This is a genomic window from Variovorax sp. OAS795 (genome assembly GCF_040546685.1).
Taxonomy (GTDB): Bacteria; Pseudomonadota; Gammaproteobacteria; order Burkholderiales; family Burkholderiaceae_C; genus Variovorax.
On sequence record NZ_JBEPOH010000001.1, the window covers coordinates 1893509 to 1916323 of the forward strand.

At 64.5% G+C, this 22815-nt stretch carries 24 protein-coding genes and 2 tRNA genes; 22 read left to right on the forward strand and 4 right to left on the reverse strand.

From position 1 onward, the window contains the following. Positions 1-99 precede the first annotated feature (99 nt). The 7 genes from ABID97_RS09005 (at position 100) to ABID97_RS09035 (ending at position 7755) form a co-directional block, all read left to right on the forward strand. On the forward strand, positions 100-1209 hold the full coding sequence (locus ABID97_RS09005) for a TagK domain-containing protein (protein WP_354398172.1): 1110 nt from the start codon (positions 100-102) through the stop codon (positions 1207-1209). A gap of 80 nt (positions 1210-1289) precedes the next feature. Then, on the forward strand, positions 1290-2084 hold the full coding sequence (locus ABID97_RS09010; RefSeq protein ID WP_354398173.1) for a type VI secretion system accessory protein TagJ: 795 nt from the start codon (positions 1290-1292) through the stop codon (positions 2082-2084). A 97-nt stretch (positions 2085-2181) separates the two neighbouring features. After that, a complete protein-coding gene (gene tssE, locus ABID97_RS09015; RefSeq protein ID WP_354401709.1) occupies positions 2182-2679 on the forward strand; it encodes a type VI secretion system baseplate subunit TssE in 498 nt (165 codons plus the stop codon). A gap of 33 nt (positions 2680-2712) precedes the next feature. Next, positions 2713-4593, forward strand: a complete 1881-nt coding sequence (gene tssF, locus ABID97_RS09020) for a type VI secretion system baseplate subunit TssF (protein ID WP_354398174.1) — start codon at positions 2713-2715, stop codon at positions 4591-4593. After that, complete coding sequence (tssG, locus tag ABID97_RS09025; RefSeq protein ID WP_354398175.1) at positions 4593-5759, forward strand: type VI secretion system baseplate subunit TssG; 1167 nt, start codon at positions 4593-4595, stop codon at positions 5757-5759. Before tssF ends, tssG begins: the two co-directional genes overlap by 1 nt. 23 nt (positions 5760-5782) lie before the next feature. After that, positions 5783-6868 carry a type VI secretion system protein TssA gene (locus tag ABID97_RS09030; protein ID WP_354398176.1) on the forward strand — a complete coding sequence of 362 codons (1086 nt, stop codon included), beginning with the start codon at positions 5783-5785 and terminating at the stop codon, positions 6866-6868. Then, positions 6865-7755: a hypothetical protein gene (locus tag ABID97_RS09035; protein WP_354398177.1), complete on the forward strand. Its 891-nt coding sequence runs from the start codon at positions 6865-6867 to the stop codon at positions 7753-7755. Before ABID97_RS09030 ends, ABID97_RS09035 begins: the two co-directional genes overlap by 4 nt. Before the next feature lie 116 nt (positions 7756-7871). Here the strand turns inward: ABID97_RS09035 and ABID97_RS09040 are convergent. Further along, positions 7872-7947 (reverse strand) — tRNA-Lys (locus tag ABID97_RS09040). Between the two features lie 142 nt (positions 7948-8089). Between ABID97_RS09040 and ABID97_RS09045 the strand changes: the two genes are divergently transcribed. From ABID97_RS09045 to ABID97_RS09115, 15 genes are all read left to right on the forward strand, one after another. Further along, the gene (locus tag ABID97_RS09045; protein WP_354398178.1) at positions 8090-8797 is read left to right on the forward strand and encodes an SDR family NAD(P)-dependent oxidoreductase; all 708 of its coding nucleotides are present in this window, start codon (positions 8090-8092) and stop codon (positions 8795-8797) included. Between the two features lie 271 nt (positions 8798-9068). Further along, on the forward strand, positions 9069-9215 hold the full coding sequence (locus ABID97_RS09050; protein WP_354398179.1) for a hypothetical protein: 147 nt from the start codon (positions 9069-9071) through the stop codon (positions 9213-9215). A 35-nt stretch (positions 9216-9250) separates the two neighbouring features. Beyond that, complete coding sequence (locus tag ABID97_RS09055; protein ID WP_354398180.1) at positions 9251-9835, forward strand: A24 family peptidase; 585 nt, start codon at positions 9251-9253, stop codon at positions 9833-9835. A gap of 36 nt (positions 9836-9871) precedes the next feature. Continuing rightward, the gene (cpaB, locus tag ABID97_RS09060; RefSeq protein ID WP_354398181.1) at positions 9872-10717 is read left to right on the forward strand and encodes a Flp pilus assembly protein CpaB; all 846 of its coding nucleotides are present in this window, start codon (positions 9872-9874) and stop codon (positions 10715-10717) included. Between the two features lie 65 nt (positions 10718-10782). Further along, positions 10783-12264, forward strand: a complete 1482-nt coding sequence (locus ABID97_RS09065; protein ID WP_503012809.1) for a type II and III secretion system protein family protein — start codon at positions 10783-10785, stop codon at positions 12262-12264. A gap of 11 nt (positions 12265-12275) precedes the next feature. After that, positions 12276-12569 carry a hypothetical protein gene (locus ABID97_RS09070; RefSeq protein ID WP_354398183.1) on the forward strand — a complete coding sequence of 98 codons (294 nt, stop codon included), beginning with the start codon at positions 12276-12278 and terminating at the stop codon, positions 12567-12569. A 123-nt stretch (positions 12570-12692) separates the two neighbouring features. After that, positions 12693-12908: a Flp family type IVb pilin gene (locus ABID97_RS09075; protein ID WP_354398184.1), complete on the forward strand. Its 216-nt coding sequence runs from the start codon at positions 12693-12695 to the stop codon at positions 12906-12908. A 113-nt stretch (positions 12909-13021) separates the two neighbouring features. Then, the gene (locus ABID97_RS09080; RefSeq protein WP_354398185.1) at positions 13022-13207 is read left to right on the forward strand and encodes a Flp family type IVb pilin; all 186 of its coding nucleotides are present in this window, start codon (positions 13022-13024) and stop codon (positions 13205-13207) included. Between the two features lie 47 nt (positions 13208-13254). Next, on the forward strand, positions 13255-14484 hold the full coding sequence (locus tag ABID97_RS09085) for a pilus assembly protein TadG-related protein (protein WP_354398186.1): 1230 nt from the start codon (positions 13255-13257) through the stop codon (positions 14482-14484). A gap of 10 nt (positions 14485-14494) precedes the next feature. After that, positions 14495-14953 carry a TadE/TadG family type IV pilus assembly protein gene (locus ABID97_RS09090; RefSeq protein ID WP_354398187.1) on the forward strand — a complete coding sequence of 153 codons (459 nt, stop codon included), beginning with the start codon at positions 14495-14497 and terminating at the stop codon, positions 14951-14953. Continuing rightward, positions 14950-15399, forward strand: coding sequence for a TadE/TadG family type IV pilus assembly protein (locus ABID97_RS09095; RefSeq protein WP_354398188.1), 450 nt, complete (start codon positions 14950-14952; stop codon positions 15397-15399). Before ABID97_RS09090 ends, ABID97_RS09095 begins: the two co-directional genes overlap by 4 nt. Before the next feature lie 29 nt (positions 15400-15428). After that, positions 15429-16580 (forward strand): CpaE/TadZ family protein, encoded by a 1152-nt coding sequence (locus tag ABID97_RS09100; protein WP_354398189.1) that lies wholly within the window; start codon positions 15429-15431, stop codon positions 16578-16580. 52 nt (positions 16581-16632) lie between these two features. After that, complete coding sequence (locus tag ABID97_RS09105; protein WP_354398190.1) at positions 16633-18006, forward strand: TadA family conjugal transfer-associated ATPase; 1374 nt, start codon at positions 16633-16635, stop codon at positions 18004-18006. 8 nt (positions 18007-18014) lie between these two features. Beyond that, positions 18015-19007, forward strand: a complete 993-nt coding sequence (locus ABID97_RS09110) for a type II secretion system F family protein (RefSeq protein WP_354398191.1) — start codon at positions 18015-18017, stop codon at positions 19005-19007. Between the two features lie 12 nt (positions 19008-19019). Further along, positions 19020-19925 (forward strand): type II secretion system F family protein, encoded by a 906-nt coding sequence (locus ABID97_RS09115; protein WP_354398192.1) that lies wholly within the window; start codon positions 19020-19022, stop codon positions 19923-19925. Between the two features lie 18 nt (positions 19926-19943). Here ABID97_RS09115 and ABID97_RS09120 read toward each other — a convergent pair whose 3' ends face one another. From ABID97_RS09120 to ABID97_RS09130, 3 genes are all read right to left on the reverse strand, one after another. Next, positions 19944-20639 carry a response regulator gene (locus tag ABID97_RS09120; RefSeq protein WP_354398193.1) on the reverse strand — a complete coding sequence of 232 codons (696 nt, stop codon included), beginning with the start codon at positions 20637-20639 and terminating at the stop codon, positions 19944-19946. Positions 20640-20663: 24 nt separating this feature from the next. Next, the gene (locus ABID97_RS09125; protein ID WP_354398194.1) at positions 20664-22355 is read right to left on the reverse strand and encodes a sensor histidine kinase; all 1692 of its coding nucleotides are present in this window, start codon (positions 22353-22355) and stop codon (positions 20664-20666) included. A gap of 315 nt (positions 22356-22670) precedes the next feature. Next, positions 22671-22746, reverse strand: a tRNA-Ala gene (locus ABID97_RS09130). Between the last annotated feature and the right edge of the window lie 69 nt (positions 22747-22815).

The following is a 22815-nucleotide window of genomic DNA, read 5'->3' on the forward strand; positions in this document are numbered from 1 at the left end:
TTGGCTTTTGCATGCTCGTCAATTCATCGCTCAGCAGGATACCGACGGTGGTTTCATCCACGCGGCCAGCGGGTTGCAGACATTGTGGGGTAGCTCGCCGTGACGCCTGAAGATTCTTCAACTGGCGCACGCCATCGCGCCAATGGCATGGTGCCGCTGCAGCTGCGGCTGGTCCGCAGTCATGGCAATGCACGGGACGGGGTCCTTCAGCTCGCCGCGGGCGGTGTGGGCATGGCCGATGCTCTCGAACTCGGCGGCGAGCGGCTGAATGACATGCAATGGCGCGCCGTCAACCTCTGCCGCATCGCTTGGCAAGGCCTCGGCAACAGCTGGCAACTCTCGAATGGCAGCCGAACGCTCGTTTGCGCGCTGAACGGCGCCCGGGTCATGCCCCATGGCCCTGTGAACATCGCGCCTGGTGACGTCTTGGAGTTGGGACTTCTCCGATTCGTAGTTGAAGCGGCCGAAGAAAGTGAGTTCGCCGGCAGGGAGCGTCGAGATGCACCCCACCACAGTGGCTCCCTCGCCGACCCTCCGGACCGACTGCCGTTTCAGCCGAGCGGCAGCGCGGGCGACGATGCCTTCTTCGATCTGCGTGACCTGGTTCCTCGGACCGATCTTGAAGAGCAGCTGTTGAGTACGCAGGAAGACCCTTTCGCCATACTCGATATCGATGGCGCCGGGGCCCGGCCTCCGACCGAGATCCTGTCGGGGCTGTTGGAAGAGGCGCCTGCGCTTCCGATTCCGCGTGTGCATGCAGGTTGGGGGAGGATCGCTCGCCATCCGAAGCACTCCGACGCGGCGTTGTTCGACGAGCTGCACGACGAGTTCGAACGCGTCGTACGTGATCCGACACAACTTGCCGGGCGGACCGACTGGGAAGGGTTTCTGGCGCCCGGCGGAGAACGGACTGCAGACGGGGAGGAGTCGAGCCGGAAGGCGGGAAGCCTCTGCCGGTTGCTGCAGGGCATCTTGCCGATGGGCGAAGACATCGACCAGGTGATCGATGATTTCGATCCGCTTGGCAGGTCGAATCTGCTCGACGTCGATGAACCCGGCGACGTGCTGCGCTTGTTCGCGCCCGAAGTTGCCCGCAATACCAGGGTCTCCGTCCCCAGCTTGACGCGGCGCGAACACCATGAGCTTTCACCCGACAGTCACGTCCAGATGGGCGGGGCCTATTCCAGGGACGAGGACGTATCACGATGAGCTCACCCGGAACACCCACTGGCCCAGGGCTCCCTCCAAGCACCGGCCAATCCTTTCGAGACTGGGCCCATGCCAGGCCGTTGAGCGAGGCACTGGCGCGCAGCGAAGCCACAGTGCGAGCAGAGCCGCAGAAGGCATCGGCGCGCTGGCTGCTGTTCGAACTGCTGTGCATCCTCGGCCAATGGGAGCGCGCTCTCAAGCAATTGCAGACATGGGCCGAGCTCTCCAAGGACAACGACGGAACGGCGCATGTGATGCGCGGTTTGATCCGCGGCGAGCACCAGCGCATTGAAGTGTTCGCAGGTCGTGCTGATCCCGCGACCGTCACGGCCGACTCGATGCAGGCATCTTCATGGATTTCGGGTTTGAGCGAAGCATTGAAATTGGGCAGTGCGAGCGGGCCAGGCGCAGTGGAGTCCCTCGAAGCGAGCGATCTGGCGCGCGAAGCAGCGCTTGCGCAAGCGCCGGACACGCCCGGCAGGTGCGGACCGCAGACCTTCGCATGGATCACCGATTCCGACTCGCGCCTCGGCCCCGTGTGCGAGGTCTTCCTGATCGGTGCCTACCGGTGGCTGGCGCTTGCCGATCTGGCGAGCGTGACCAAGGCGGCGCCGGCCGGGCTGCTCGACCTGGTCTGGGCGCAGGTTGATCTGGTGCTTCGCGACGGCACGGCTCTCAAGGGCTACATGCCAGTGCGCTACCCCGTGCATGTGGGCGATCGCGATGCCCTGCTGATGGCACGCGAAACGGTCTGGACCGACGTCGGCCGTACGGGTGTGACGGCGCGTGGTCAGAAGATGTGGACGACCGACAGCGGCGACATTGCGTTGCTCGATGTGCGCCACTGCGAGTTCCAGCCCCATGTCGCAGGCTGAAGCAATCGATTCCGGCGCAGCACCGCATGGCGTCTACGCCGGCATCCGGTCGCCCCGGCCGGTGGACGAGAACGTGCAACGCGCCAATGCGCAACTGATGCCAACGCTATTCGACCGCCTTCTGGACGAGGCGCCTGGCCGCGCCAACGAGGCGCCGTCCGAATACACCGTTTCGCCTTCGCAATTGCGCGACATCATCCAGCGCGATCTGGCTTTTCTGCTGAACACCACCAACGCTGAAGACCTGATCGACCGCGAGCGGTATCCCGAGGCCGCTTCATCGACCGTGAATTTTGGCGTGAAGCCGCTGGCGGGCAGCTACCTGTCGGAGCGCAAGTGGGCGGACATCGAACGCATCATTCGCCGCGCCATCACAGACTATGAGCCGCGCCTGCTGCCCGACACCGTCACCGTGCGGCCGCTGATGAGGGAGAGCGCGAGCGATGAGTACAACGTCTTGCTGTTCGAGATCCGAGCCATGATCAATCTAAGGCCTTATCCGCTGGAGCTTACGGTGCAAAGCTCGGTCGATCTGGAGACCAACCGCATGAACATCACCCGCATGTCGCGGGGGCCGACCCGCGCGCTGCGCTGACCCACCGCGCCGCACGTCTCAAAAAGGCTTTCCATGGATCCTCAACTTCTCGCCTACTACAACAAAGAGCTGGTCTACATGCGCGAAATGGCGGGCGAGTTTGCCGCCTCGCATCCCAAGATCGCGCGCCGGCTGGGCATGCGCGGTATCGAGGTCGACGATCCTTACGTAGAGCGGCTGATCGAATCGTTCAGCTTTCTTTCTGCACGCATGCAGATCAAGCTCGATGCCGAGTTCCCGCGCTTCACGCAGCGCCTGCTCGAGGTGCTGTACCCAAACTACCTGAGCCCGACGCCATCGATGGCGGTGGCGCAATTGAACCCGAGCGTGAAGGAGGGCGATTTCACGCGCGGTTTCGTGGTCCCGCGCGACACGGCCTTTCATGCGCGAGTGCCGGCCGGCGAGCAGACGCCTTGCGAGTTCCGCTCGAGCCAGGACGTCATGATGTGGCCGATCGAAATCGTCGACGCCAGGCTGACGGGTGCGCCGCCAGACATTCCTGCGCTCGAACGTTACGTGCCGCCGCACGTGCAGGTCACGGGCGCACTGCGCTTGCGGCTGCGTACCATGGGCGAGCTGAACTTCAGCGCGTTGGTGGGGCTCGACCGCGTGCCGGTGTACCTGCAAGGCAATGAGCAGGTGGCCTCCCACCTGTTCGAGCTGCTGCACACCTCCGCGGTTGCCACCTTCACAGGCGAGCCGGGCAACCTGATGCATCGGCCACACGTGGTGACCGAGGGCGCGCTGGTGCACGAGGGGCTGGCGCCCGGGCAGGGCCTGCTGCCGCTGGAGTGGAACACCTTCCATGGTCACAACCTGCTGCACGAGTACTTTGCCTGCCCCGAACGCTTCTATTTCTTCACGCTGACGCAACTGGCAGCCGGCCTGTCGCGCGTGGCCGGCAAGGAGGCCGAGATTCTGATTCTGTTGACCAAGCCGCCTGGTCCGCTTGGCGGCCTGGTCGACGTCGGGCAGTTTGCGTTGTTCTGCACGCCGGTCGTCAACCTTTTCGAGCGCCGCACCGATCGCATCGAACTCGACACCGCACAGCCGGAGTTCCACATGGTGCCCGACCGCTCGCGCCCGCTCGACTTCGAGGTGTATGCGGTCAAAGCCCTGTCGGGGCAACAGTCGCAGACCACCGCCGCCATGGAGTTTCGCCCGCTCTATCAGACGCTCAACGAAGACGAAGGCAACTACGGCCGCTACTTCTCGGTGCGCCGCGAGCCACGCCTGGCCTCCGACACCGCACGCAAATATGGGACACGGACGCCTTACATCGGGACCGAGGTGTTCGTCTCGCTGGTAGACCAGAACGAGGCGCCCTATGCCGACACCATCCGCTATCTGTCGGTGAAAGCGCTTCTGACGAATCGCGATCTGCCTTGCTTGGTGCCGCGCAATGGCAAGACCGATCTGGCCGTAGCCGATTCGATCCCCGTTTCCGGTGTCGGCCTGATCCGTCCGCCGAGCACGCCAAAGTCGCCCTTCGCGCAACGTGAAATCGCCTGGCGCCTGATTCGCCAGCTCGGCTTCAACCACCTGCCACTGGCCGACATGCCGCATCGTCCGGGCGCGCAGGCACTGCGCGACATGCTGCGTCTGTTCGTCACCACCGACAACGACGTGCAATTGCGGCAGATCGAGAGCCTGGTGGGCTCGCGCATCACGCCTGCCACGCGGCGCCTGCCTGGCGCGGGTCCGCTGATCTACGGCCGCGGTGTGCAATGCACGCTGAGCGTGGACGAAGAAGGCTTCTCCGGTACCAGTCCCTACCTGTTCGGCCTGGTGCTGGAGCACTACCTCGCCCGGCACGTGAGCATCAACGTCTTTACCCAGACTGTGCTGGAGTCCATGCAGCGGGGCACCGTGGCGCGCTGGCCGGTGCGCATGGGTGGCCGGGGAATTGCCTGATGAAGCGCGATCGCGAAACTGCCGCATTCGGCTTGCAGGTACTGCTGGTTCGCTTGCGCAAGGCGCCGTGGAATTTCGGCTTCACGGTGCTGATGCGGCGGCTTGGCGCATTGCACACGGCGCAACCGCGCATCGGCCTTGCAAGCCGGCCGCAGCAAGAGGCGTTTCGACTGGGCCAGACGGCCGCGCTCACCTTTGCGCCGCGTGAGATTGCGGAAGCGGTGTTGCCCGGCGAGACCGTTCCTTCGCCGGGCACCGGCAGCCCACCGGCCCGGCACGGCAACAACCCGCGGGTCCCGACAGTGCGTCTTTTTGGGCTTGGTCTGCTCGGCCCCAACGGGCCGCTGCCGCTGCATTACACGGAGCTGGTGCGCGATCGCACCGAGAACCATCACGACAGCACGCTCGCCGACTTTCTAGACATCTTTCATCACCGTTACCTCACGCACATGTACCGCGCGTGGGCGCAAAGTCAGGCCGCGGCCGGGCTCGACCGCAAGGATGACGAGACCTTCAGCCGCTACATTGCGCGCCTGACGGGCCATGACCCGCTGGAAATCCACGATTCCGTGCTGCCTTCGCATGCACGGCTGGCTGCGTCGACCCATCTGAGCCGCGAGGCGCGCAACCCCGATGGCCTGGCCGCCACGCTGGCGCGTTTCTTCGCGGTGCCTGTGCAGTTGCAGGAATTCGTGATGCATTGGATTCGCATCGATGACGAAGACCAGAGCCATCTGGGGAAGGCACGCACCTCCAGCGTGATGGGCGTGGGCGCGATTGCCGGTGAAGTAGTGCCCGACCGGCAGAACAAGTTCCGGCTCGTGCTCGGGCCGCTTCATCTCGACCAATACCTGCGCTTCACGCCACAGGGCAAAGACCTTCCGCTGCTGGTCGAATGGGTGCGCGGCTTCGTCGGCTACGAGTTCGTCTGGGAGGTCGAGTTGCGCGTGCGCAACGACAGCGCGCCACCGGCGCGCCTGGATGACAAGGAGAAGCTCGGGTGGTCGACCTGGCTGGGCGGTTCCCAAAGCGCAGGCTTGGGCGTGGATGCAAGGCGGCCAGCCGCGAATGCCCGCGACTATGCCGTGGGCATGGTGTTCGAGCCCGAGGAATACATGGGCACGCGCTACCGCACCAGTGCCGCAGCCCGAACAGCCGCTTGTTGAATCCGCTTCATACCTTTGCGACTATGACCCACATTGCCCGTCCCATCCCATCTTGTGATTTTCGTCTGTCAGCGGGTCCCACGCCCGACTGGCTCCTGCCCATCAGCGACGAGGAGCCTTGCGGCGCCAGCCTCGAATACGACGCGGAATACGCCGTGCTTCTTTCGAGCATGACGCCGCGCGGTGAAGCGCAATATGGCAAGTTCGTCGGCACATCCGAGATGCCCAACTGGGCGGAGATCGAGCGCGATTGCCGCCGCCTGTTGCTGCGTACCAAGGACATCAACCTCTATCTGTGGCTGTGCCGTGCCCGCACCCGGCTCGCGCAGGCCGCCGGGCTGGTGCAGGTGCTGGCCATCCTTGCGGACGTGCTGCAAGCATGGCCTGCAGCCATTCATCCGCAACTCGTGGTCGAGGGCCAGGTTGATCCGGACGTGCGCGCCAATGCACTCGCCGCACTGGTCGATCCCGAGGGTTTGATGAGCGACATACGGGATATTGTGGTTGCCTCCAGTACCGCCATGCGGCTGACCGTTCGTGACGTGGACCGGGCCTTTGGCATGCCACGGCCGGCCGATGCGCCGATTCCGGAAACTGTCAGCCTGCAACTGGCTGCACTGCGCACCGCTGCCGCGGGTGACGCCAAGGCACCCGTCAACCTGCTGGCGCAAGCTGCGCGAGAGGTGCAGGTGATCGATGCATGGTGCAAACAACAGCTGGGCGATGCCGCTCTTTCACTGGGGGCCTTGCATCGTTTGCTGGGGCTGTTCGCCGCACCCGAGACGCCGCACGATGCAGAAGCCTCAGCTCCGGCGGTTCATGAGGCCTCGCAGGCTGGAGTGGCCCATCAGCATTCGCCAAACCTCGGCATGCCACTGCAACCCGTCGCAAGAGTCGCCACGCGCGACGATGTCCTGGGCGGCATTCGCGCGGCCCGCGAGTGGTTTGAGATCCATGAGCCAAGCAGCCCCGTCGCCGTGCTGCTCAAGCAGGCCGAGCGCATGGTTGGCAAGCGCTTCTCCCAGGTGGCCGATTCGATCCCACTGGATCTGCTGCAAAAGTGGGAGTCCGAACAGGTTGCCGCGACGGCAGGAGCGAGCGAACGATGACACCAAGTCCAATTGAGTTACTGTTCGGTTCCTTGCTGCTCGGCATGCTGGGCGTGATGGTGGTTGCCTGGATGCTTTCGCGCAGTAATCGCCGGCAATTGGAAGCGAAACTGAACGCGCAACTTCAAGCGCATCTGCGCGTTCTCGATGCTCTAGCCGAACGACACGCGCAGCAGCCTCAGCAACTCCTGTCCGTGCTGGAAGCGTGGAAGCAGGAGCTTTGCGGGACCCTGCACATAATCGTGCGAGCGCTGCCGCAAAGCCCGCCATCATCGTTGTTACCGGCTCAGGGCATGGATGCTGTTGTGCTTGTCGAGCAACTGCACACGCGAATTGGCAACGAGCTCGAGGCGCAGCGCCAGGCGATCGAGCAGGCGAACGCACAGGCCGATCGGGCACTGCAGCAGACCCTTCAGCGCGTGCCGCCACTGGTGCAGCAGGCCATCCAGGTCGAACTCGAATTCCAGGCCCAGCAACAAGCCTATCGCGAGGAAGCCCGTGCAAACGAGCGGCAGCGTTGGCAGGCCGAACAGGATGAGCGCCGCGCGGCGGAACTGCAACTGCTGCTTCGCGCTTTGGCCGCGCAGCCACGCAAGGCGCAACAAGCGGTAGCGGCGGAACCATCCGGACCCGTGCAGCATCCAACGGTGCCGCCGCCGGGCACCTCGGCGGCCCCGGTTCTCGCGGTGTCGGCCCGACCGCCCGAACTGTTGCATACGCCGCTGCCGCGGCCGCAGCCCACCTACGAGCAAGTGGAGCCTGTGCCGGAACTCAGCGACGAAGAACTCGACGCGCTGCCACCTGAACTCCCGGAGCTAGGCAAACCGCGAAAGCGGGTCTTGCCCGCACCCAAGAAGCCCAGCTTGCGCAGTTTGCGCAGTTTGTGAATGGCGACCACCGGTAGAGGCGCCGTCGTCAGTACTTCACGCCAGCAACCGCCCAATGAAAAAAAGCCCGCTACCGATGAGGTAGCGGGCTTTTCAAGCGTTTCCGCGATGTTGGTTGGTGGGCCCTGAGTGACTCGAACACTCGACCTACGGATTAAGAGTCCGCTGCTCTACCAACTGAGCTAAGAGCCCTTGCACAAAACGTTTTGCGTTTTTTGGCAAGACCGCAAGTATAGCCCAAAAATTCCGGGATTCAACGGTTTTGTGCGCGGCGGCGTTAGCATCGACCCTCATCGACGGGCCCCCGGGGCCGCTTCCACCAGGAGAATCTTCCATGACAGATATAACCGCCATGCCCCATGTTGTGATCACCGGGGCCGCCGGCGCGCTGGGGCGCGCAGTGGCACAGCATTTTCTGGCACAGGGCGCGCGCCTTGCGCTGGTCGATCACCGCGCCGACCACCTGGCCGAGGTCTTCCCGGGCCTGGACAATTCGCAGCACCTGTTGCTCGCAGGCGATGTGACCTCGGCGTCCGAGATGTCCGATCTTGCGGGGCAGGCGCTCAAGGCTTTCGGCCGCATCGATGCGCTGGTCCATATTGCCGGCGGCTTCGAAATGGGCGAGGCAACCCACGCACTCACGCGTGCGAGCTGGGACCGCATGATGAATCTCAACGCCTGGTCGTTCGTGGCGGTCACGCAGGCAGTGCTGCCTTCGATGATCGAGCACGGCGCCGGCCGCATCGTGGCGGTCACGGCCAAGGTGGCGGCGCGCGGCTTGCCGGCCATGGCGGCGTATATCGCGTCGAAGAGCGCGCTGCAGCGCCTGGTCGAGGCCATGGCGGCCGAAGCGGCGCCGCACGGCGTGGCCGTCAACAGCGTGGCGCCCAGCGTGCTCGACACGCCGGCCAACCGGCAGGCGATGCCTGACGCGAACCCGGCCGAATGGGTGTCGACGGCGGTCGCGGCGCAGACCATCGCCTTTCTGGCATCCCCCGCCGCCGCCGCGCTGCACGGCCAGCACCTGACGCTCGACACCTGATCCGGCGATCCGTTCGATCAACGGGTTAGCAGGGCCCTGGCGCAACGCCAGGGCCTTTTTTTTGCCCTTTTGGGCCGCCATGGCGGGCCGGCCCGGGGCAGGCGGTTTGTCATGGGTGCGGCCGGGGCGGGCGGGGCGCTTGTCTCGCTTCGGAAGGGGCGCACCGCTCATGTGCACGGGCAGGCCAATTCCTACAGTGACCCCACGGCGAACCATTTGAGCCCGAGGAGGGCAGCAGGCGGCGCCGGTCGGCCACATCACTGGGGACACCATGGAACCGCACGACTTGCTGCCTAGGAATTTCACGAACCTGCTGCGCGAAGACGCGGGGATGTCGTTCATGGAAGTCGCGTTGCTCGGTTCGCTCGTGGTGGTGGTGGGCCTGCTGCTGCTGCTCGCGGCGCGGCGCGGTGCCTGACCACACAGATCAACAACGCGATACGGAGCAGCCCAATGCGTGAATTCGATGCCTTTCTCGAACTGCTGTTGATGCTGGCGACGGATCTCCGCATGTGCGGCCTCCTTGTCCTGCTGGTGATCGCAGCGGTGAGCGATTGGCGCTTCTATCGCATTCCCAACTGGCTGACGTTCGGTGGCATGGCCTTCGCGGTGGTCTACGGAACCATCGCGGCGCGCACGCCGATGGCGGGACTGACGCAGGCCCTGGGAGGCCTCGCAACGGGCCTGGTGATCCTGCTGCCGTTCTATGCGCTGGGGATCATGGGGGCGGGCGACGTCAAGCTGATGGCCATGGTGGGTGCCTTCATCGGCCCCTACCAGACGCTCTGGGCCATTCTCTTCACGTGCATTGCGGGCGGCGCCGCCGCCGTGATCTTTGCCATGCACCGGCGCCGCCTCGGCCACATGCTGACCAACGTGAAGGACACCGTGCACGGCATGGCGATGTCCGGCATGTCCGGCTTTCGGCCCAACGGAACCATCGATACGCGGCAATCCATTGGAAAGCTGCCTTACGGCATCTGCATTTGCGCAGGGACGGTCGCAGAGGTCCTGGCGCACCAACTGGGCTACGTGTAGCCCGCTTCTTTCATTCCACCGCACTCGGAGATTCGCATGAAAAACATCAAGGCACTCGGGCTGCTGCTGTTGGCCCTCCTGACTGGCCTGGCCGCCGCGGTCTATGCGGCGGGATGGGTCTCGCGACAAGGTGGAATCGCCTCGAACAAGGTGGTGGTTGCCGCAGTCGACATCGAGCTTGGCAGCCGGGTCAATCCCCAGATGCTGTCGCTGGTCGACTGGCCCAGCGGCTCGCTGCCGCCGGGTTCGTTCAAGGATGCCAAGTCGCTCGAGGACCGGGTGGTCAAGGTCGGTGTGCTGCGCGGCGAAGCCATCCTGGAGGGCAAGCTCGCGCCCGTGGGCACTCAGGGCGGTCTCTCTGCGGTCATTGCCAGCGGCAAGCGCGCCATGACCGTGCGGGTGAACGACGTGGTGGGCGTCGCGGGCTTCGCATTGCCCGGCAACTACGTCGATGTGATGGTCAACGCGCAGCAGGACAAGAACCGCGGCGGCGAGGAAGGCCGCCAGATCAGCAAGACCGTGCTCGAGAAGGTGCTGGTGCTGGCAGTCGCCCAAGAAGCCAACCGCGACGACACCAAGCCGAAGGTGGTCAGCGCCGTGACGCTGGAGCTCTCGCTCGAAGATTCCGAAAAGCTCGACCTGGCGCGCAGCGTGGGAACCCTTTCGCTGGTGCTGCGGAACCAGATGGACAAGACCACGGTGGCCACCGCCGGCATCACCAAGGGCCAGTTGTTCGGTGAGAAGGAGATCCTGCCGATCGCCACCACCGTGGCGGCGCGGACGGCTCCCGCGCGAGTGCCGCGTATCGGCCCGATGGCGCCGCGCCAAACAGAGTGCGTGGAAGTGATCCAGCACGCAGCCCGCACGCTCAACTGCTTCTAAATACAACGCAGGAGGAACCACAAGTGCAACATCTCTCTTCTTCTTATTCTTCGCCCGCCTGGCTGATGGCGGCGCTCATTGCGCTGGCGGGGCCCGCGATGGCCGCGGACGTGGTGGCTGTGGCGCCGGCGGCGGCTGCAGCAGCCGCGCCAGCTGCGGCGGCGGTGGCGGCACCGGCCGCACCTGCCACCCGGCGCTGCACCGCGATCATCCCGGACGACCAGCCGACCTACGCCGTGCTCGGCAAGTCGGTGGTCATCCCCCTGAAGTCGCGCGTTGCGCGCATCGTGGTCAGCGGGCAGCCGCCGAACCGCGCGTCGGCCGCCGCACCGGCAGCCGCGGGGCAGACGGCCCCCGCCACGGCGGCGACCGCAGGCGACGCCGTCGCCGATGTCGACGTCACGCTGCTGAGCCCCACCGACCTGTTCTTCCGCGGCCGCCAGGCGGGCTCGATGAACGTCGTGCTGCAGAGCGTCGACGGCACCTGCTACATCAAGGACGTGATCGTCACCATCGATCCGGGCGCACTGCAGTCCAAGCTCGCCGAGCTCATGCCGGAGGAGAACCGCATCCGCGTGCGCAGCGCCGAAAAATCGATCGTGCTCACCGGCGAGATCAGCGATGCGCTCAAGCTCGACGATGTGATGAGCCTGGCCATGGCCTACGGCGCCGACGGCAAGAAGGTGGTCAACCTGCTGCGCGTGACGGCGCCGCAGCAGGTGATGCTCGAAGTCAAGATCGCCGAGGTCAGCAAGACGCTGCTCGACCGCCTGGGCGCACGCGTCGGCCTGCAGCGCACGGCCAGCAGCGGGCTCAACACCTATTCGCTGATCTCGGACTTCCTGAGCAGCGGCGCGGGGCTTCTGGACGCATTCCGTATCGGCCGTGCCTCGATCTCCATCGACGGCCAGAAGGACGACGGCCTGGTGCGCATCCTGGCCGAGCCCAACATCATGTCGATCAGCGGCCAGCAGGCCAGCTTCCTGTCGGGCGGCAAGATATTCATCCCGGTTTCGCAGAACTCCAACGGCCGCGCCGGCTCGACCATCACGCTGGAAGAAAAGGAGTTCGGCATCGGCGTGAAGTTCACTCCGACGGTGCTCAACGGCGGACGGATCAACCTCAAGATGGTGTCCGAGGTGTCGGACCTGTCGCAGACGGGGTCACCTTTCACTACCGTGGGCGGTGTGACCGCCGTGCTGCCCTCCCTCACGGTGCGCCGCGCGGACACCACCGTGCAGCTCAATGACGGGCAGAGCTTTGTCATCGCAGGGCTCATCAAGAGCAACTCCACCGAAACCGTCAAGCGTTACCCCGGTCTGGGCGAGGTTCCCGTCATGGGAGCGCTGTTTCGCAGCACCGAGTTCCAGAACGACCAGACCGAGCTGATGTTCGTGATCACGCCGCGCCTGGTCAAGCCGCTGGGCGAATCGCCCCGCATTCCGAACGACAACCACGTGCTCCCGAGCCGCGCCGAGATCTACCTGAACGGAGCCCTCGAAAGTGCCACCCCGGCCCCGCCCGCACCCGCCCGCAACGCCCAGTAAGGAGCACCACCATGATCAAGTCGACGATTCTTGCGCTCACGCTGCTCGTGGCCACCGGCTGCTCCCACGTGACGCCCAACTACGACGCGCGCTTCGGCAATGCCCTGCGCGATGCCAAGAGAGACATGACCATCAACCCCGATGCGGGCAAGGACGGGGACCCGGTCGTGGGCATGGACGGACGGGCTGCACGCGAGTCGATGGTGCAGTACCAGAAGTCCTACAAGGCGCCGCCGCCGGCAGTGAACGTCATCAACATCGGTGGCGGGATCGGTGGTGGAAGCGGCGGTGGTGACGGCCACTAGGCGCCATCGAATGATTCCTGGATTCGAACAGAAAGGAGTTGCCTCACGAAGAAAGCAGTCAACCAACCCAGAACCCAACACTAGTTTTCTTGTTCTCTTACTGCAATTTAAAAGGTGAAAAAAATGAACCAACTTTTTGTCCGTGCCGGCAACTTCATGTCCTCGTTCGTCAAGGAAGAGGACGGCGCGCAGGTGATCGAGTACGCGCTCATCATCGCAGTCGTGTCGATTGCGCTCGTCATTGCACTGCAGGGCCTGACCACCGGAGGCTACTTCACAACCTTCATTACCCGCGTGGGCGCCTGCCTCTCGGGCAACATGGCTGTCTGCAATCCCTGAGCCCGGTATTCGCATTCGCATTGACTGGAACGATGGCGGTGGCGGAGCCGGCTTGTCCGTTGCCCGCCGTCCGTCGTCCCCATGAAGGTCGGGCACAGAGCGAGGTACTCATCATGTTCAAGTTGCTCGTTCGGGATGAAAGCGGTACCCGGGTGGTGGAGTACGCGCTTGTCATCGCCGTGATCTCGATCCTGCTGATCGTCGCATTGCGTCCATTGGTATCGGACACCGGCATCAGCGATCTTGTCGATCTTGTCGATCTTGTCCGCACCTGCCTCGGCGGCGTGACCTGCGGTTGAAGCGCAGGGTTTTTCTCGAACCGAAATCACTGCACAGGAAGCCGATCATGAAAGTCCACACTTCGGGCCATCGCCAGAGCGGCGCGGTGATCGTCACCGTCGCGCTGGTCCTGCTGTTCCTTCTTGGATTCATGGGCATTGCGCTGGACTTTGGCCGGCTCTTCATCGTGAAAACCGAGCTGCAGACCGCGCTGGACAGCTGCGCCCTGTCTGCCGCGCAGGAACTCGACGGCGCCAGCGATGCATTGACGCGAGCCACAAGCGCAGGCAAGACGGCGGCCGATCTCAACAAGATCAATTTTCAAGGCCAAGCGACTGGCATCGCCCCCGCCGAGGTCGTGTTCAGCGACTCGCTGATCGGCACCTACAGCCATACTTTCACGCCCGTGGCGAATGCCAAGTACGTCAAGTGCCTGCACACCAAGTCGGGCCTTGCGCCATGGATCCTCCAGGCCATGAGCGCCGTCAATGGCGACGCCACGTACGCGGCCTCGCAGAGTGTGGCCGCTGTCGCTGTGGCCACCAGGGCGCCGTCGCAGACCAACTGCCTGGTTCCCGTTGGCGTCTGCCAAAAATCGACCGCGCCCGGCTGGGGGTTCGTCCGAGGTGAATGGATCGAGGGCGTGACCAACAGCAATGACGATGTGGAATCCGGCCAGTTTCGCTGGGTGGACTTCACCGGCAGCGGCGGCGGGGCGCGCGAGGTCAAGGATCTGCTGACGAGCAGTGGGCAATGCGGCCTTCCCGGCCTGGCGACAGGCGTCGGCAAGGCGGGCAAGACCAATGGCGCGGTCGCCGCCTGGAATACCCGCTTCGGTATCTATCAGGGCAGCCTTACCGCCGCGGCGGCAGTTCCCGACCAGACCGGTTACGCCTGGTATGCCGACAGCGCCGCCGTCAAAAAGCCGGGTCGGTACGACGACCCCGGTCCCAACGGATTTGCCGCGAAGCGCAATGCATTCGCGCCCTACGAAGGGGACAACAAGAATCCCGACACCTTGAATCTCAAGACCCAGGGAAGTTTCAGTTCCACGGACTACACCAAAGGCGCCAATCGACGCGTGGTCACGACCGCCGTGGTCGATTGTCCGGCGATCACGCTCAAGGGCTTTGCCTGCATGCTGATGCTGCATCCGCTGGAGAAGAACGCGAGCGGAAAGCAGTCGAAGATGTGGCTCGAGTTCATCGGCAGTGCAGAGGCTGCCGGCAGCCCTTGCGCCACCGCAGGGCTGGCTGGCGGCACCAGCGGCCCCAAGGTTCCTACGCTCGTGCAGTAGGAGAGATGCCATGAAGAAGAAGCAGAACGGGGTGGCGCTGGTCGAGTTTGCCCTCGTCCTTCCATTGCTGCTCATCCTGACGTTCATCACCACCGAGTTCGGACGAGCGCTCTATCAGTACAACACCATCGCGAAGTCCCTGCGCGATGCCTCCCGCTATCTTTCCGCCCAGGACCCGTCGATCGCAACCACGGATCCCACCAAGATCACGGCTGCCAAGAACCTCGTGGTCTATGGCAATCCGGCCGGCGGTACCACGCCATTGGTGCTGGGCCTCAGCACATCCCACGTCCCGACCCCGACCTGGCAATTCAAGGGCAGCGCCCCGGCCATCAATGCCGTCACCATCAAGGTCACGGGATACAAGTTCCGCCCGCTCCTCACGGGGTTTTTCGGGCTCACGTTCGGCGATGCGAACGGAGACATCCCGTTCGGGGACATCAGCGCCACGATGCGAGGCCAATCATGAATCGAACAAGGCAGGCCGGGGCGACGGCGGTGGAATTCGCGCTGGTGCTGATGATCTTCCTGACATTCCTGCTGGGCATCATGGATTTCGCACGCATGCTGTGGACCTGGAACGCAGCGGCCGAAGCAACGCGCTGGGGCGCTCGCGCCGCCGTGGTGTGCGACCGGAACGCCACCGTCGTGCTTTCCAACATGCAGAAGTTCCTGCCTCAGTTGACGGCAGCCAACGTGACCATCGACTGGTACGACGCGGCAGGCAACGTCAGCGCAAGCTGTACCTCCGCCAACTGCAGCGCGGTGAATGTCGGCATCGTCGACCTTGACTACCAGTGGATCTCGCCGATCGGATTCGGATCGCATGCCCCGATCCCGATGCCGAGTTTCTCCACCTACCTGCCGCGCGAAATCATGGGGCAGGACCCGAACAGCGCCGCTGTCTGCTCCTGATCCGCATCCAACCCCCGAGCCAAAACATCATGAAAATCGCCATCATCTCTCCCAATCCCGCCCATCTGCAGGACATGCGCAAGGTGCTGGAGGTCCGTTCCCACGTGGTGTCGGTGTTCGAAGGGGGCAAGAGCCGGATGCAGTGGGTGGTCGAGCAGTCGGCGCCCGAACTGCTGCTGGTGGACGGCATGTGCTGCGATCCCCATGAGGTGGCAATGGTGGAGCAGCTCACGCTGCGCAATCCCTCGATTGCGGTGGTGCTGCTGTGCGCGATGCAGACGCCCGAGTTCCTGATTCTTGCGATGCGTTCGGGCGTGCGCGAGGTGCTGCCTTCGCCCCCCGAGCCGGCGGCGCTGGAAGCGGCCGTGGAGCGCATCGCGCTCAAGATGGCCGGCACGCAGTCGCGCGAGACGGGCCAGGTGGTCGCGTTCATGCCGTGCAAGGGCGGCAGCGGCACGACCTTTCTTGCAACCAATATCGGCCAGCAGCTTTCGATGCGCCGCTCGGTGCTGCTGATCGACCTGAACCTGCAGTTCGGCGACGCGCTGTCCTATGTGAGCGACCTGCGACCCACCTCCACGCTGGCCGACGTGGCGCGCGACATCGGCCGGCTCGATGCCTCGCTGCTGGCTGCAAGCACGGTGAAGGTGGCGCCGGGCTTCAGCATTCTTGCCGCGCCCGAAGATCTCTCGCGCGCGCTGGAGGTCAAGGCCGAGCACATCGATGCCATCCTGCAGGTGGCCGCGGCGCAGTACGACTTCGTGCTGTTCGACCTGGGCCTGCGCATCGATCCGCTGGCCATTCGCGTGCTGGACCGCGCGGACCGGATCTTTCCGGTGCTCCAGCCCAGCCTGCCGCACATCCGCAACGTCACGCGGCTGATCCAGGTGTTCAAGTCGCTCGGCTATCCGGCCGGCAAGGTCGAGCTGCTGGTCAACCGCAGCGCCGGCGGCACCGAGATCGGCTTGTCCGACATGCGCCGTTCGCTCGGCGGTGCCACGCTGGTCAGCGTGCCCGACGGAGGCAAGGACGTGGACGCGTCGATCAACCGCGGCGTGCCGCTGGCCGAGATGTCGCGCAGCAGCGCGCTCTGCAAGCGGCTCGTGGAAATCGCCCACACGCTCAGCCCGCGCAAGGAGGAAGCGGCAGGCTTCATCGGCCGGCTCTTCCGCCGAGCCTGACACCGCACTGCGCCCTGCGCATCTTCATCCTTCAACAGCAAGGCAGGTCCACATGTCATTCAGAGAACAGCTCAACGCAATCGAAGCCCCGCCGGTCGTACGCGCGCCGCCATCGCCCCCGGCCGATGGAGCGCTCTTGTCCTACGCCTCGGATTCCTACAAGCTCCTGAAGGAGCGAATGCACCTGAAACTGCTGGACCGGTTCGACCTGGCAGTGCTCGAAACCCTGAAGCCCGAGGTGCTGCGCCATGAAATCTCCGTCATGGTCACGCGGCTGCTGCAGGAGGAACCCGAGGCCCTGAACGACATCGAGCGGCGCACGCTGATCCGCGACATCCAGCACGAGATGCTCGGCTTCGGGCCGATCGAGCTGCTGATGGCCGACCCGACGGTGTCGGACATCCTGGTGAACTCGCACGACCAGGTCTACGTGGAGCGCAGGGGCCGGCTCGAGCTGACGGACGTGAGCTTCACCGACGAGAAGCACCTGCTGCGCATCATCGACAAGATCGTCTCGCTGGTGGGGCGGCGCATCGACGAATCGAGCCCGATGGTCGATGCCCGGCTGCCGGATGGATCGCGCGTCAATGCGGTGGTTGCGCCGGTGGCGCTGGACGGACCGATGATGTCGATTCGCCGCTTCGCGAAGATCCCGCTGAAGATGGAAAACCTCGTGAACGACCTGAAGACGCTCACGCCGCACATGGGCCTGATGCTCGAAGGGCTGGCCGGCGCGAAGATCAACATGCTGATCTCCGGCGGCACCGGCGCCGGCAAGACCACGCTGCTGAACATTCTCTCGGGCTTCATTCCCGCCACCGAACGCATCATCACCATCGAGGACGCGGCAGAGCTCCAGCTGCAGCAGCCGCACGTCGCCCGCATGGAGACGCGGCCAATGAACATCGAAGGCAAGGGCGAGATCACGCAGCGCGCGCTGGTGCGCAACGCATTGCGGATGCGGCCCGACCGCATCGTGATCGGCGAAGTGCGCGGCGCCGAGGCGGTCGACATGCTGCAGGCCATGAACACCGGCCACGAAGGATCGCTGACCACCATCCACGCCAACACCCCGCGCGATGCGCTCGCGCGCCTGGAGAACATGATCAGCATGGCCAACCTGAACCTGCCGCACCACTCGGTGCGCCAGCAGATCGCATCGGCCATCACGGTCGTGATCCAGGTGCTGCGCCTGGTCGACGGCAGGCGCAAGGTCACCAGCATCCAGGAGATCACCGGCATGGAAGGCGAGGTGGTCACGATGCAGGAGATCTTCGCGTTCCGCCAGACCGGCATGGGGCCCGACGGCAAGGTGCGCGGCTACTTCTGTGCCACCGGCGTGCGGCCGAAATTCGTCGAGCGGCTGCACGCCTTCGGCGTGGTGCTGCCCGATGCCATGTTCGATCCCGACAAGCACTACGAATAGGAGGCTCCATGTTCGAGAACCTGGTTGGAGACACGCTCATCACGCTGTCGGTGCTGGTCTTCGTGACGGTGCTGATGGTGATCGAGGCGTTGTACATGCTCTGGCGTTCCTACAGGGGCCCCGGAGTGCAGAAGATCGGCAAGCGGCTGCAGGCGCTGTCGGCGGCCACCGACCGCATGGCGCAAGCGCGGCTCGTGAAGGACCGCGTGCTCAGCGAGGCGCCATGGATGCAGCGCGTTCTGTTGAAACTGCCGCGAGCCCATCGCCTGGACCGCTTCATTCTCCAGGCCGGGCTGGAGTGGACCGTGTCCCATGTGCTGTTGGCGTGCGCGCTGTCCGGCACGCTTGTTTTCTTTGCCATGTCTTCGCTCGCGAACCAGCCCGCATGGATTGCGGCGCTCGCAGGCGCCGCCGGTGCGGCGGTGCCGATGCTCTATCTGAGCTACCGGCGCGGCCGGCGCCTGGAGCATCTCGAAAGGCAGCTGCCGGACGCGCTGGACCTGGTGACGCGCGCCCTGCGGGCCGGCCATTCGTTCGCGAGCAGCGTGCAGATGATCGGCGAGGAAATGTCCGAGCCTATTGCAGGCGAGTTCCGCATGGTGGCCGACGAGGTCGGCTTCGGCGTTTCGCTGCAGCAGGCGCTCACGAACATGAGCGAGCGCGTGCCGCTCACGGACTTGCGCTACTTTGTGGTCTCCGTGCTGATCCAGCGCGACTCTGGCGGCAACCTGACCGAAGTTCTGAGCAACCTCAGCGGGCTCATCCGCAACCGCCTCAAGCTGCTGGCGCGGGTGCGCGTGCTGTCCGCGGAAGGGCGGCTGTCGGCCTGGATCCTCGGCCTGATGCCCTTTGCATTGGCGGCGCTGATGAATGCCTTCAACCCGCAGTTCATGTCGCCCTTGTGGACCGACCCGATGGGCATCACGGTCGTCAAGTACATGCTCGGCCTGATGGTCATCGGTGTGCTGATCCTGCGCAAGATCGTGAAGATCCGAGTCTGAAGGAGAAATGCCATGCTGTTCCCTGTTCTCGTTTTCGTGGCCGTTTCCCTCGCCATCGGCGGGTTTGCGGTCTGGATGATGCCCTCGCGCACGGCGCAGCGCCTCCAGGCCGTGGCGCCTGCGACCAAGTCGGCCTGGACTGAAACCGCGGTCAAGATCGTCGGGCCCTTCGCCCAGCTGTCTTCGCCCACCGGCGAAGGCGATACCTCGCCGCTGCGCCTGAAATTCCTGAGTGCGGGCGTGCGCCACCCGGACGCGAGCCTCTTCTACTTCGGCCTGAAAACGCTGCTGCCGCTCGGTTTCGCCGGCCTGGCCTTCGTGGCGATGCGCGCGGCGGGGGCGGACAACGGGCTCACCACGCTGCTGTGGCTCGCCATCGCTGCGCTGCTCGGCTGCTATCTGCCCAACATCGTGCTGCGCACGATGATCAAGAGGCGCCAGCGCGAGATCTTCGAGAACTTTCCCGACGCGGCCGACCTGATGCTGGTGTGCGTCGAGGCCGGCCTCGGGCTCGATGCCGCCCTTGTCAAGGTCACCGAGGAGATCCGCGTCAAGAGCGAAGCACTGGCACAGGAACTGCACTGGACCAATCTCGAGATGCGCGCCGGCGGCACTCGCGAAAAGTCTCTGCGCAACCTCGCGCTGCGCACCGCGGTGGAAGAAATCGGAACCTTTGCCACCATGCTGACCCAGGCCGACCGGTTCGGCACCAGCATCGGCGAATCGCTGCGCGTGTTCTCGGACGACCTGCGCCACAAGCGCCAGGTTCGCGCCGAAGAGCTGGCCGCCAAGGTGCCAACCAAGATGCTGTTGCCGCTGGTGCTGTGCATCTTTCCGTGCATCTCGATGGTCATCCTGACGCCGGCCATCATCCGCATGGCCCGCGTCATCGCGCCGATGCTCGGCGGCGGGCAGTGAGCCCGGCGCCTCCGTTCTTCAATGCGGCGTGAGATCCAGCTGGTGCTTGATCGCGTAGATGTAAAGCTCCAGCCGGTTCGCCACACCCAGCTTCTGGTAGATCGACGTGAGGTGATTGCGGAACGTGTGTTCGGTGACGAACAGCCGTGACGCCAGCGTCTTGTTCGGAGCGCCGCTTCCCTCGACCACGGCACGGATCACGTGCCGCTCCTTTTGGGTCAGGCTCGCGAGCTTGGCCGCTTCGGGGCTCACCTTCGCGGGCTTCTTGGGGGAGGTCAGCTCGGAAAACACGCGGCCCATCGCCTGCGCATCGATGCACAGCTCGCCCTTGTGGACGCGCTCGATCGCATCGATCACCTGCTCCGCGGAGGCGTCCTTGCCCAGCACGCCCCTCGCGCCGCGCAGCACGGCAAGGTCCAGTGTCTGCTGCCTGCGCTCCGCGGTGAGGACGAGCGCGCGTGAAATGTCGTTCGACAGCAGCTTCGGCAAGATGTCGAGCGAGCACTGGCCGGCCAGGTCGAGGTCCAGCACGATGACGTCGGGCACGCAATGCTCGGTGTGCTCCAGCGCCTGCTCGAAACAGCTCGCGGTCGCAACGACCTTCATGCGGGGCTGCTCCCCGTCGATGAGCCTGGACAACCCCCACAGCATCGTCTGGTGGTCGTCGACGAGCATGACCCCGATGGGATGACGCGTCATTGCAATGGGTTGCATGTGTGTGCCCCTTGTTCGTCTTCTTCAGATTGGGATTTCGACCAGTACCGCGGTCGAGCCGCCGCTGCCTTGGGTCACCTCGGCGATTCCTCCGAGGGCGGCTGCGCGTTCGGTGATCGAGCGCGGGCGGAAGCTGGAGAAATCCGTCCCGCTGGCTTCGTTCTCGATCCGGATCTGCAGCTTGCCGTCCGTGCAGCCGATGCGGACGCGGCCGCGGTGCGCATGGGTGTGCTTGCAGATGTTGTTGAGGCCTTCGCGCACCAGCTGGAGCACTTCGGCCGTCATGCGGTCGTCCAGGTGGAAGTCGCCGTCGACGACGATCTGGATGTCGATGCCGTAGAGCGTCTTGATGCGCGTCGCCTGGCGGTGCAGGTGCGGAAGGATGAACTCGCAGCGGCTGTCGCCGCCCTGCTTCATGGTCCCCGCAAAGTGGCGCAGGTCCGCCACCACGCTCTCGGCCATGGCCGCCAGCTTGTCCAGGTCGCCGACCAGCGGGTTGTCGGTGGACGCCTTCTTGCGAATCGCGTGCAACCCGAGCTTGAGCCCGATGTAGGGCTGGATTGCGGTGTCGTGCAGGTCCAGCGAAAGCTTCATGCGCTCCTTGGAGGCGGCCTCGGAGGCCATGCCGTCGAGCACCCTGATGGTCTCGATGACCGGAAAGACCTGGTTCACGAGGTGCGCCAGGAAAATCGCATCGGACTTGCGGAACAGTGCTTCGTGGGACGACAGGAAGATCCGTCCCTCGCCCTGGCGCATCGGCAGGGGCGCCGACATGAAGCTGCGTGCCTCCAGCATCGCGGCGACTGCCGCGCTGCGCCGCAGGCCTTTGTCGTCCTGGGGCTGCCAGCGCTGCGAACGGACGTCGAAGGCATGCCCGTCGGCGCTCAGGAAATTCAATGGCCATGCCAGGCGGTTGCTCAGCACGATCTCATCGGCCTCCAGCGCCATCAACGGGGATTCGCAGACATGGTCGATCGTCTCGACGTGGACCGGCTCGCCGTGTTCGCTTTTTCCGAGAGAGCGCAGCACCCAGGAGCTGCCTTCCGTCTCGCGCATCAACAGGATGCAATGGGTTGCATCGAAGAAGGCCAGCGCTTTTTCCATCGTGCTGGCGATCGTGCGGTTGACGCCGAATCTCGGGTTCGACAACCGGCTGACCTGGCTCAGGAGCGCGAGGCGCCGGCGCAGTTCGACCTTCGAGCCGCCCCAGTGCCCGATCATGTGCCCGAGCGCCAACATGAAGGTGGTGCGCATGAGCAGTTGCGGCGTGTCGCTCCCCGTGCCCGTCGCAAGTCCGCATGCGGCGAACGACGCGACCGAGGCCATGGTCATGCGCGCACCTTCTTCATAGCCCCACCGGAAGGACGAGGTGAGAATGGCGAAGAAGTAGAAGAGAAAGTAGAGGCTGCCGCCGCCGCCGGTCACGACGACGATCAGCGTGAACCACAGGATGTCGATCCAGTGGATGGCCTTGCCCTGGAAATACGGCTGGCCCGAGCGCGTACAGACGTAGACGCCGAAGCTGTAGACCACGAACCCCGAAAAGACCAGCCAGATGGTCCTGCCTACCTGCTCCGGGTCTGGATCGCCGGTGTCAACCCCAACCGCCAGCAGCGCCGACACCGACAGCACCAGCCGCATCCGCGCCACCATCAGTGCATCGGCGGTCAGGCTGGAGTCGGGTCCGGAATCCGGGTCGATGGCGGTGGCGGGCATGGCTGGTTCTGCAATGCATGGAACGGCTCATGCCTCGCCGGCTGTACACACCGAAACGCCCCTGCGCCGGGAATGGCTGCTTGGAGACGTAACACCTTGGTTCACTTTTGCGCCACCGTTAATATTGTGAGGATTTCACATTACTACTTTGGTAGTCGAAAGCAATACTTTTTGTTAAGACCCCCGGTGAGTGTGTACTTTTGTTACTAGTTGATGCAGATTGCGAGTTCTGGGCGGCGGATGTATCAGGGGCGATCCGCGCCGTGTTGAGGCCCAGAAAAAAGGGCCCGGAATGCTTCCGGGCCCTCGAATGGTTGGTGGAGAGGATGAGGATCGAACTCACGACCTCCGCATTGCGAACGCGGCGCTCTCCCAGCTGAGCTACCCCCCCAACGCAGGCCGGATTTTAACCAGAACATGTCTCCGCGCGCAGGGGCCGTGCCAAGATCCGCGCCTCAGG

Bases quoted from the DNA above. Each gene is read 5' to 3' on its own strand.
- tssE (WP_354401709.1), top strand. From the start codon at position 2,182: ATGCCAACGCTATTCGACCGCCTTCTGGACGAGGCGCCTGGCCGCGCC.
- tssF (WP_354398174.1), top strand. From the start codon at position 2,713: ATGGATCCTCAACTTCTCGCCTACTACAACAAAGAGCTGGTCTACATG.
- tssG (WP_354398175.1), top strand. From the start codon at position 4,593: ATGAAGCGCGATCGCGAAACTGCCGCATTCGGCTTGCAGGTACTGCTG.
- ABID97_RS09030 (WP_354398176.1), top strand. From the start codon at position 5,783: ATGACCCACATTGCCCGTCCCATCCCATCTTGTGATTTTCGTCTGTCA.
- ABID97_RS09035 (WP_354398177.1), top strand. From the start codon at position 6,865: ATGACACCAAGTCCAATTGAGTTACTGTTCGGTTCCTTGCTGCTCGGC.
- ABID97_RS09045 (WP_354398178.1), top strand. From the start codon at position 8,090: ATGACAGATATAACCGCCATGCCCCATGTTGTGATCACCGGGGCCGCC.
- ABID97_RS09050 (WP_354398179.1), top strand. From the start codon at position 9,069: ATGGAACCGCACGACTTGCTGCCTAGGAATTTCACGAACCTGCTGCGC.
- ABID97_RS09055 (WP_354398180.1), top strand. From the start codon at position 9,251: ATGCGTGAATTCGATGCCTTTCTCGAACTGCTGTTGATGCTGGCGACG.
- cpaB (WP_354398181.1), top strand. From the start codon at position 9,872: ATGAAAAACATCAAGGCACTCGGGCTGCTGCTGTTGGCCCTCCTGACT.
- ABID97_RS09065 (WP_503012809.1), top strand. From the start codon at position 10,783: ATGGCGGCGCTCATTGCGCTGGCGGGGCCCGCGATGGCCGCGGACGTG.
- ABID97_RS09070 (WP_354398183.1), top strand. From the start codon at position 12,276: ATGATCAAGTCGACGATTCTTGCGCTCACGCTGCTCGTGGCCACCGGC.
- ABID97_RS09075 (WP_354398184.1), top strand. From the start codon at position 12,693: ATGAACCAACTTTTTGTCCGTGCCGGCAACTTCATGTCCTCGTTCGTC.
- ABID97_RS09080 (WP_354398185.1), top strand. From the start codon at position 13,022: ATGTTCAAGTTGCTCGTTCGGGATGAAAGCGGTACCCGGGTGGTGGAG.
- ABID97_RS09085 (WP_354398186.1), top strand. From the start codon at position 13,255: ATGAAAGTCCACACTTCGGGCCATCGCCAGAGCGGCGCGGTGATCGTC.
- ABID97_RS09090 (WP_354398187.1), top strand. From the start codon at position 14,495: ATGAAGAAGAAGCAGAACGGGGTGGCGCTGGTCGAGTTTGCCCTCGTC.
- ABID97_RS09095 (WP_354398188.1), top strand. From the start codon at position 14,950: ATGAATCGAACAAGGCAGGCCGGGGCGACGGCGGTGGAATTCGCGCTG.
- ABID97_RS09100 (WP_354398189.1), top strand. From the start codon at position 15,429: ATGAAAATCGCCATCATCTCTCCCAATCCCGCCCATCTGCAGGACATG.
- ABID97_RS09105 (WP_354398190.1), top strand. From the start codon at position 16,633: ATGTCATTCAGAGAACAGCTCAACGCAATCGAAGCCCCGCCGGTCGTA.
- ABID97_RS09110 (WP_354398191.1), top strand. From the start codon at position 18,015: ATGTTCGAGAACCTGGTTGGAGACACGCTCATCACGCTGTCGGTGCTG.
- ABID97_RS09115 (WP_354398192.1), top strand. From the start codon at position 19,020: ATGCTGTTCCCTGTTCTCGTTTTCGTGGCCGTTTCCCTCGCCATCGGC.
- ABID97_RS09120 (WP_354398193.1), bottom strand. From the start codon at position 20,639: ATGCAACCCATTGCAATGACGCGTCATCCCATCGGGGTCATGCTCGTC.
- ABID97_RS09125 (WP_354398194.1), bottom strand. From the start codon at position 22,355: ATGCCCGCCACCGCCATCGACCCGGATTCCGGACCCGACTCCAGCCTG.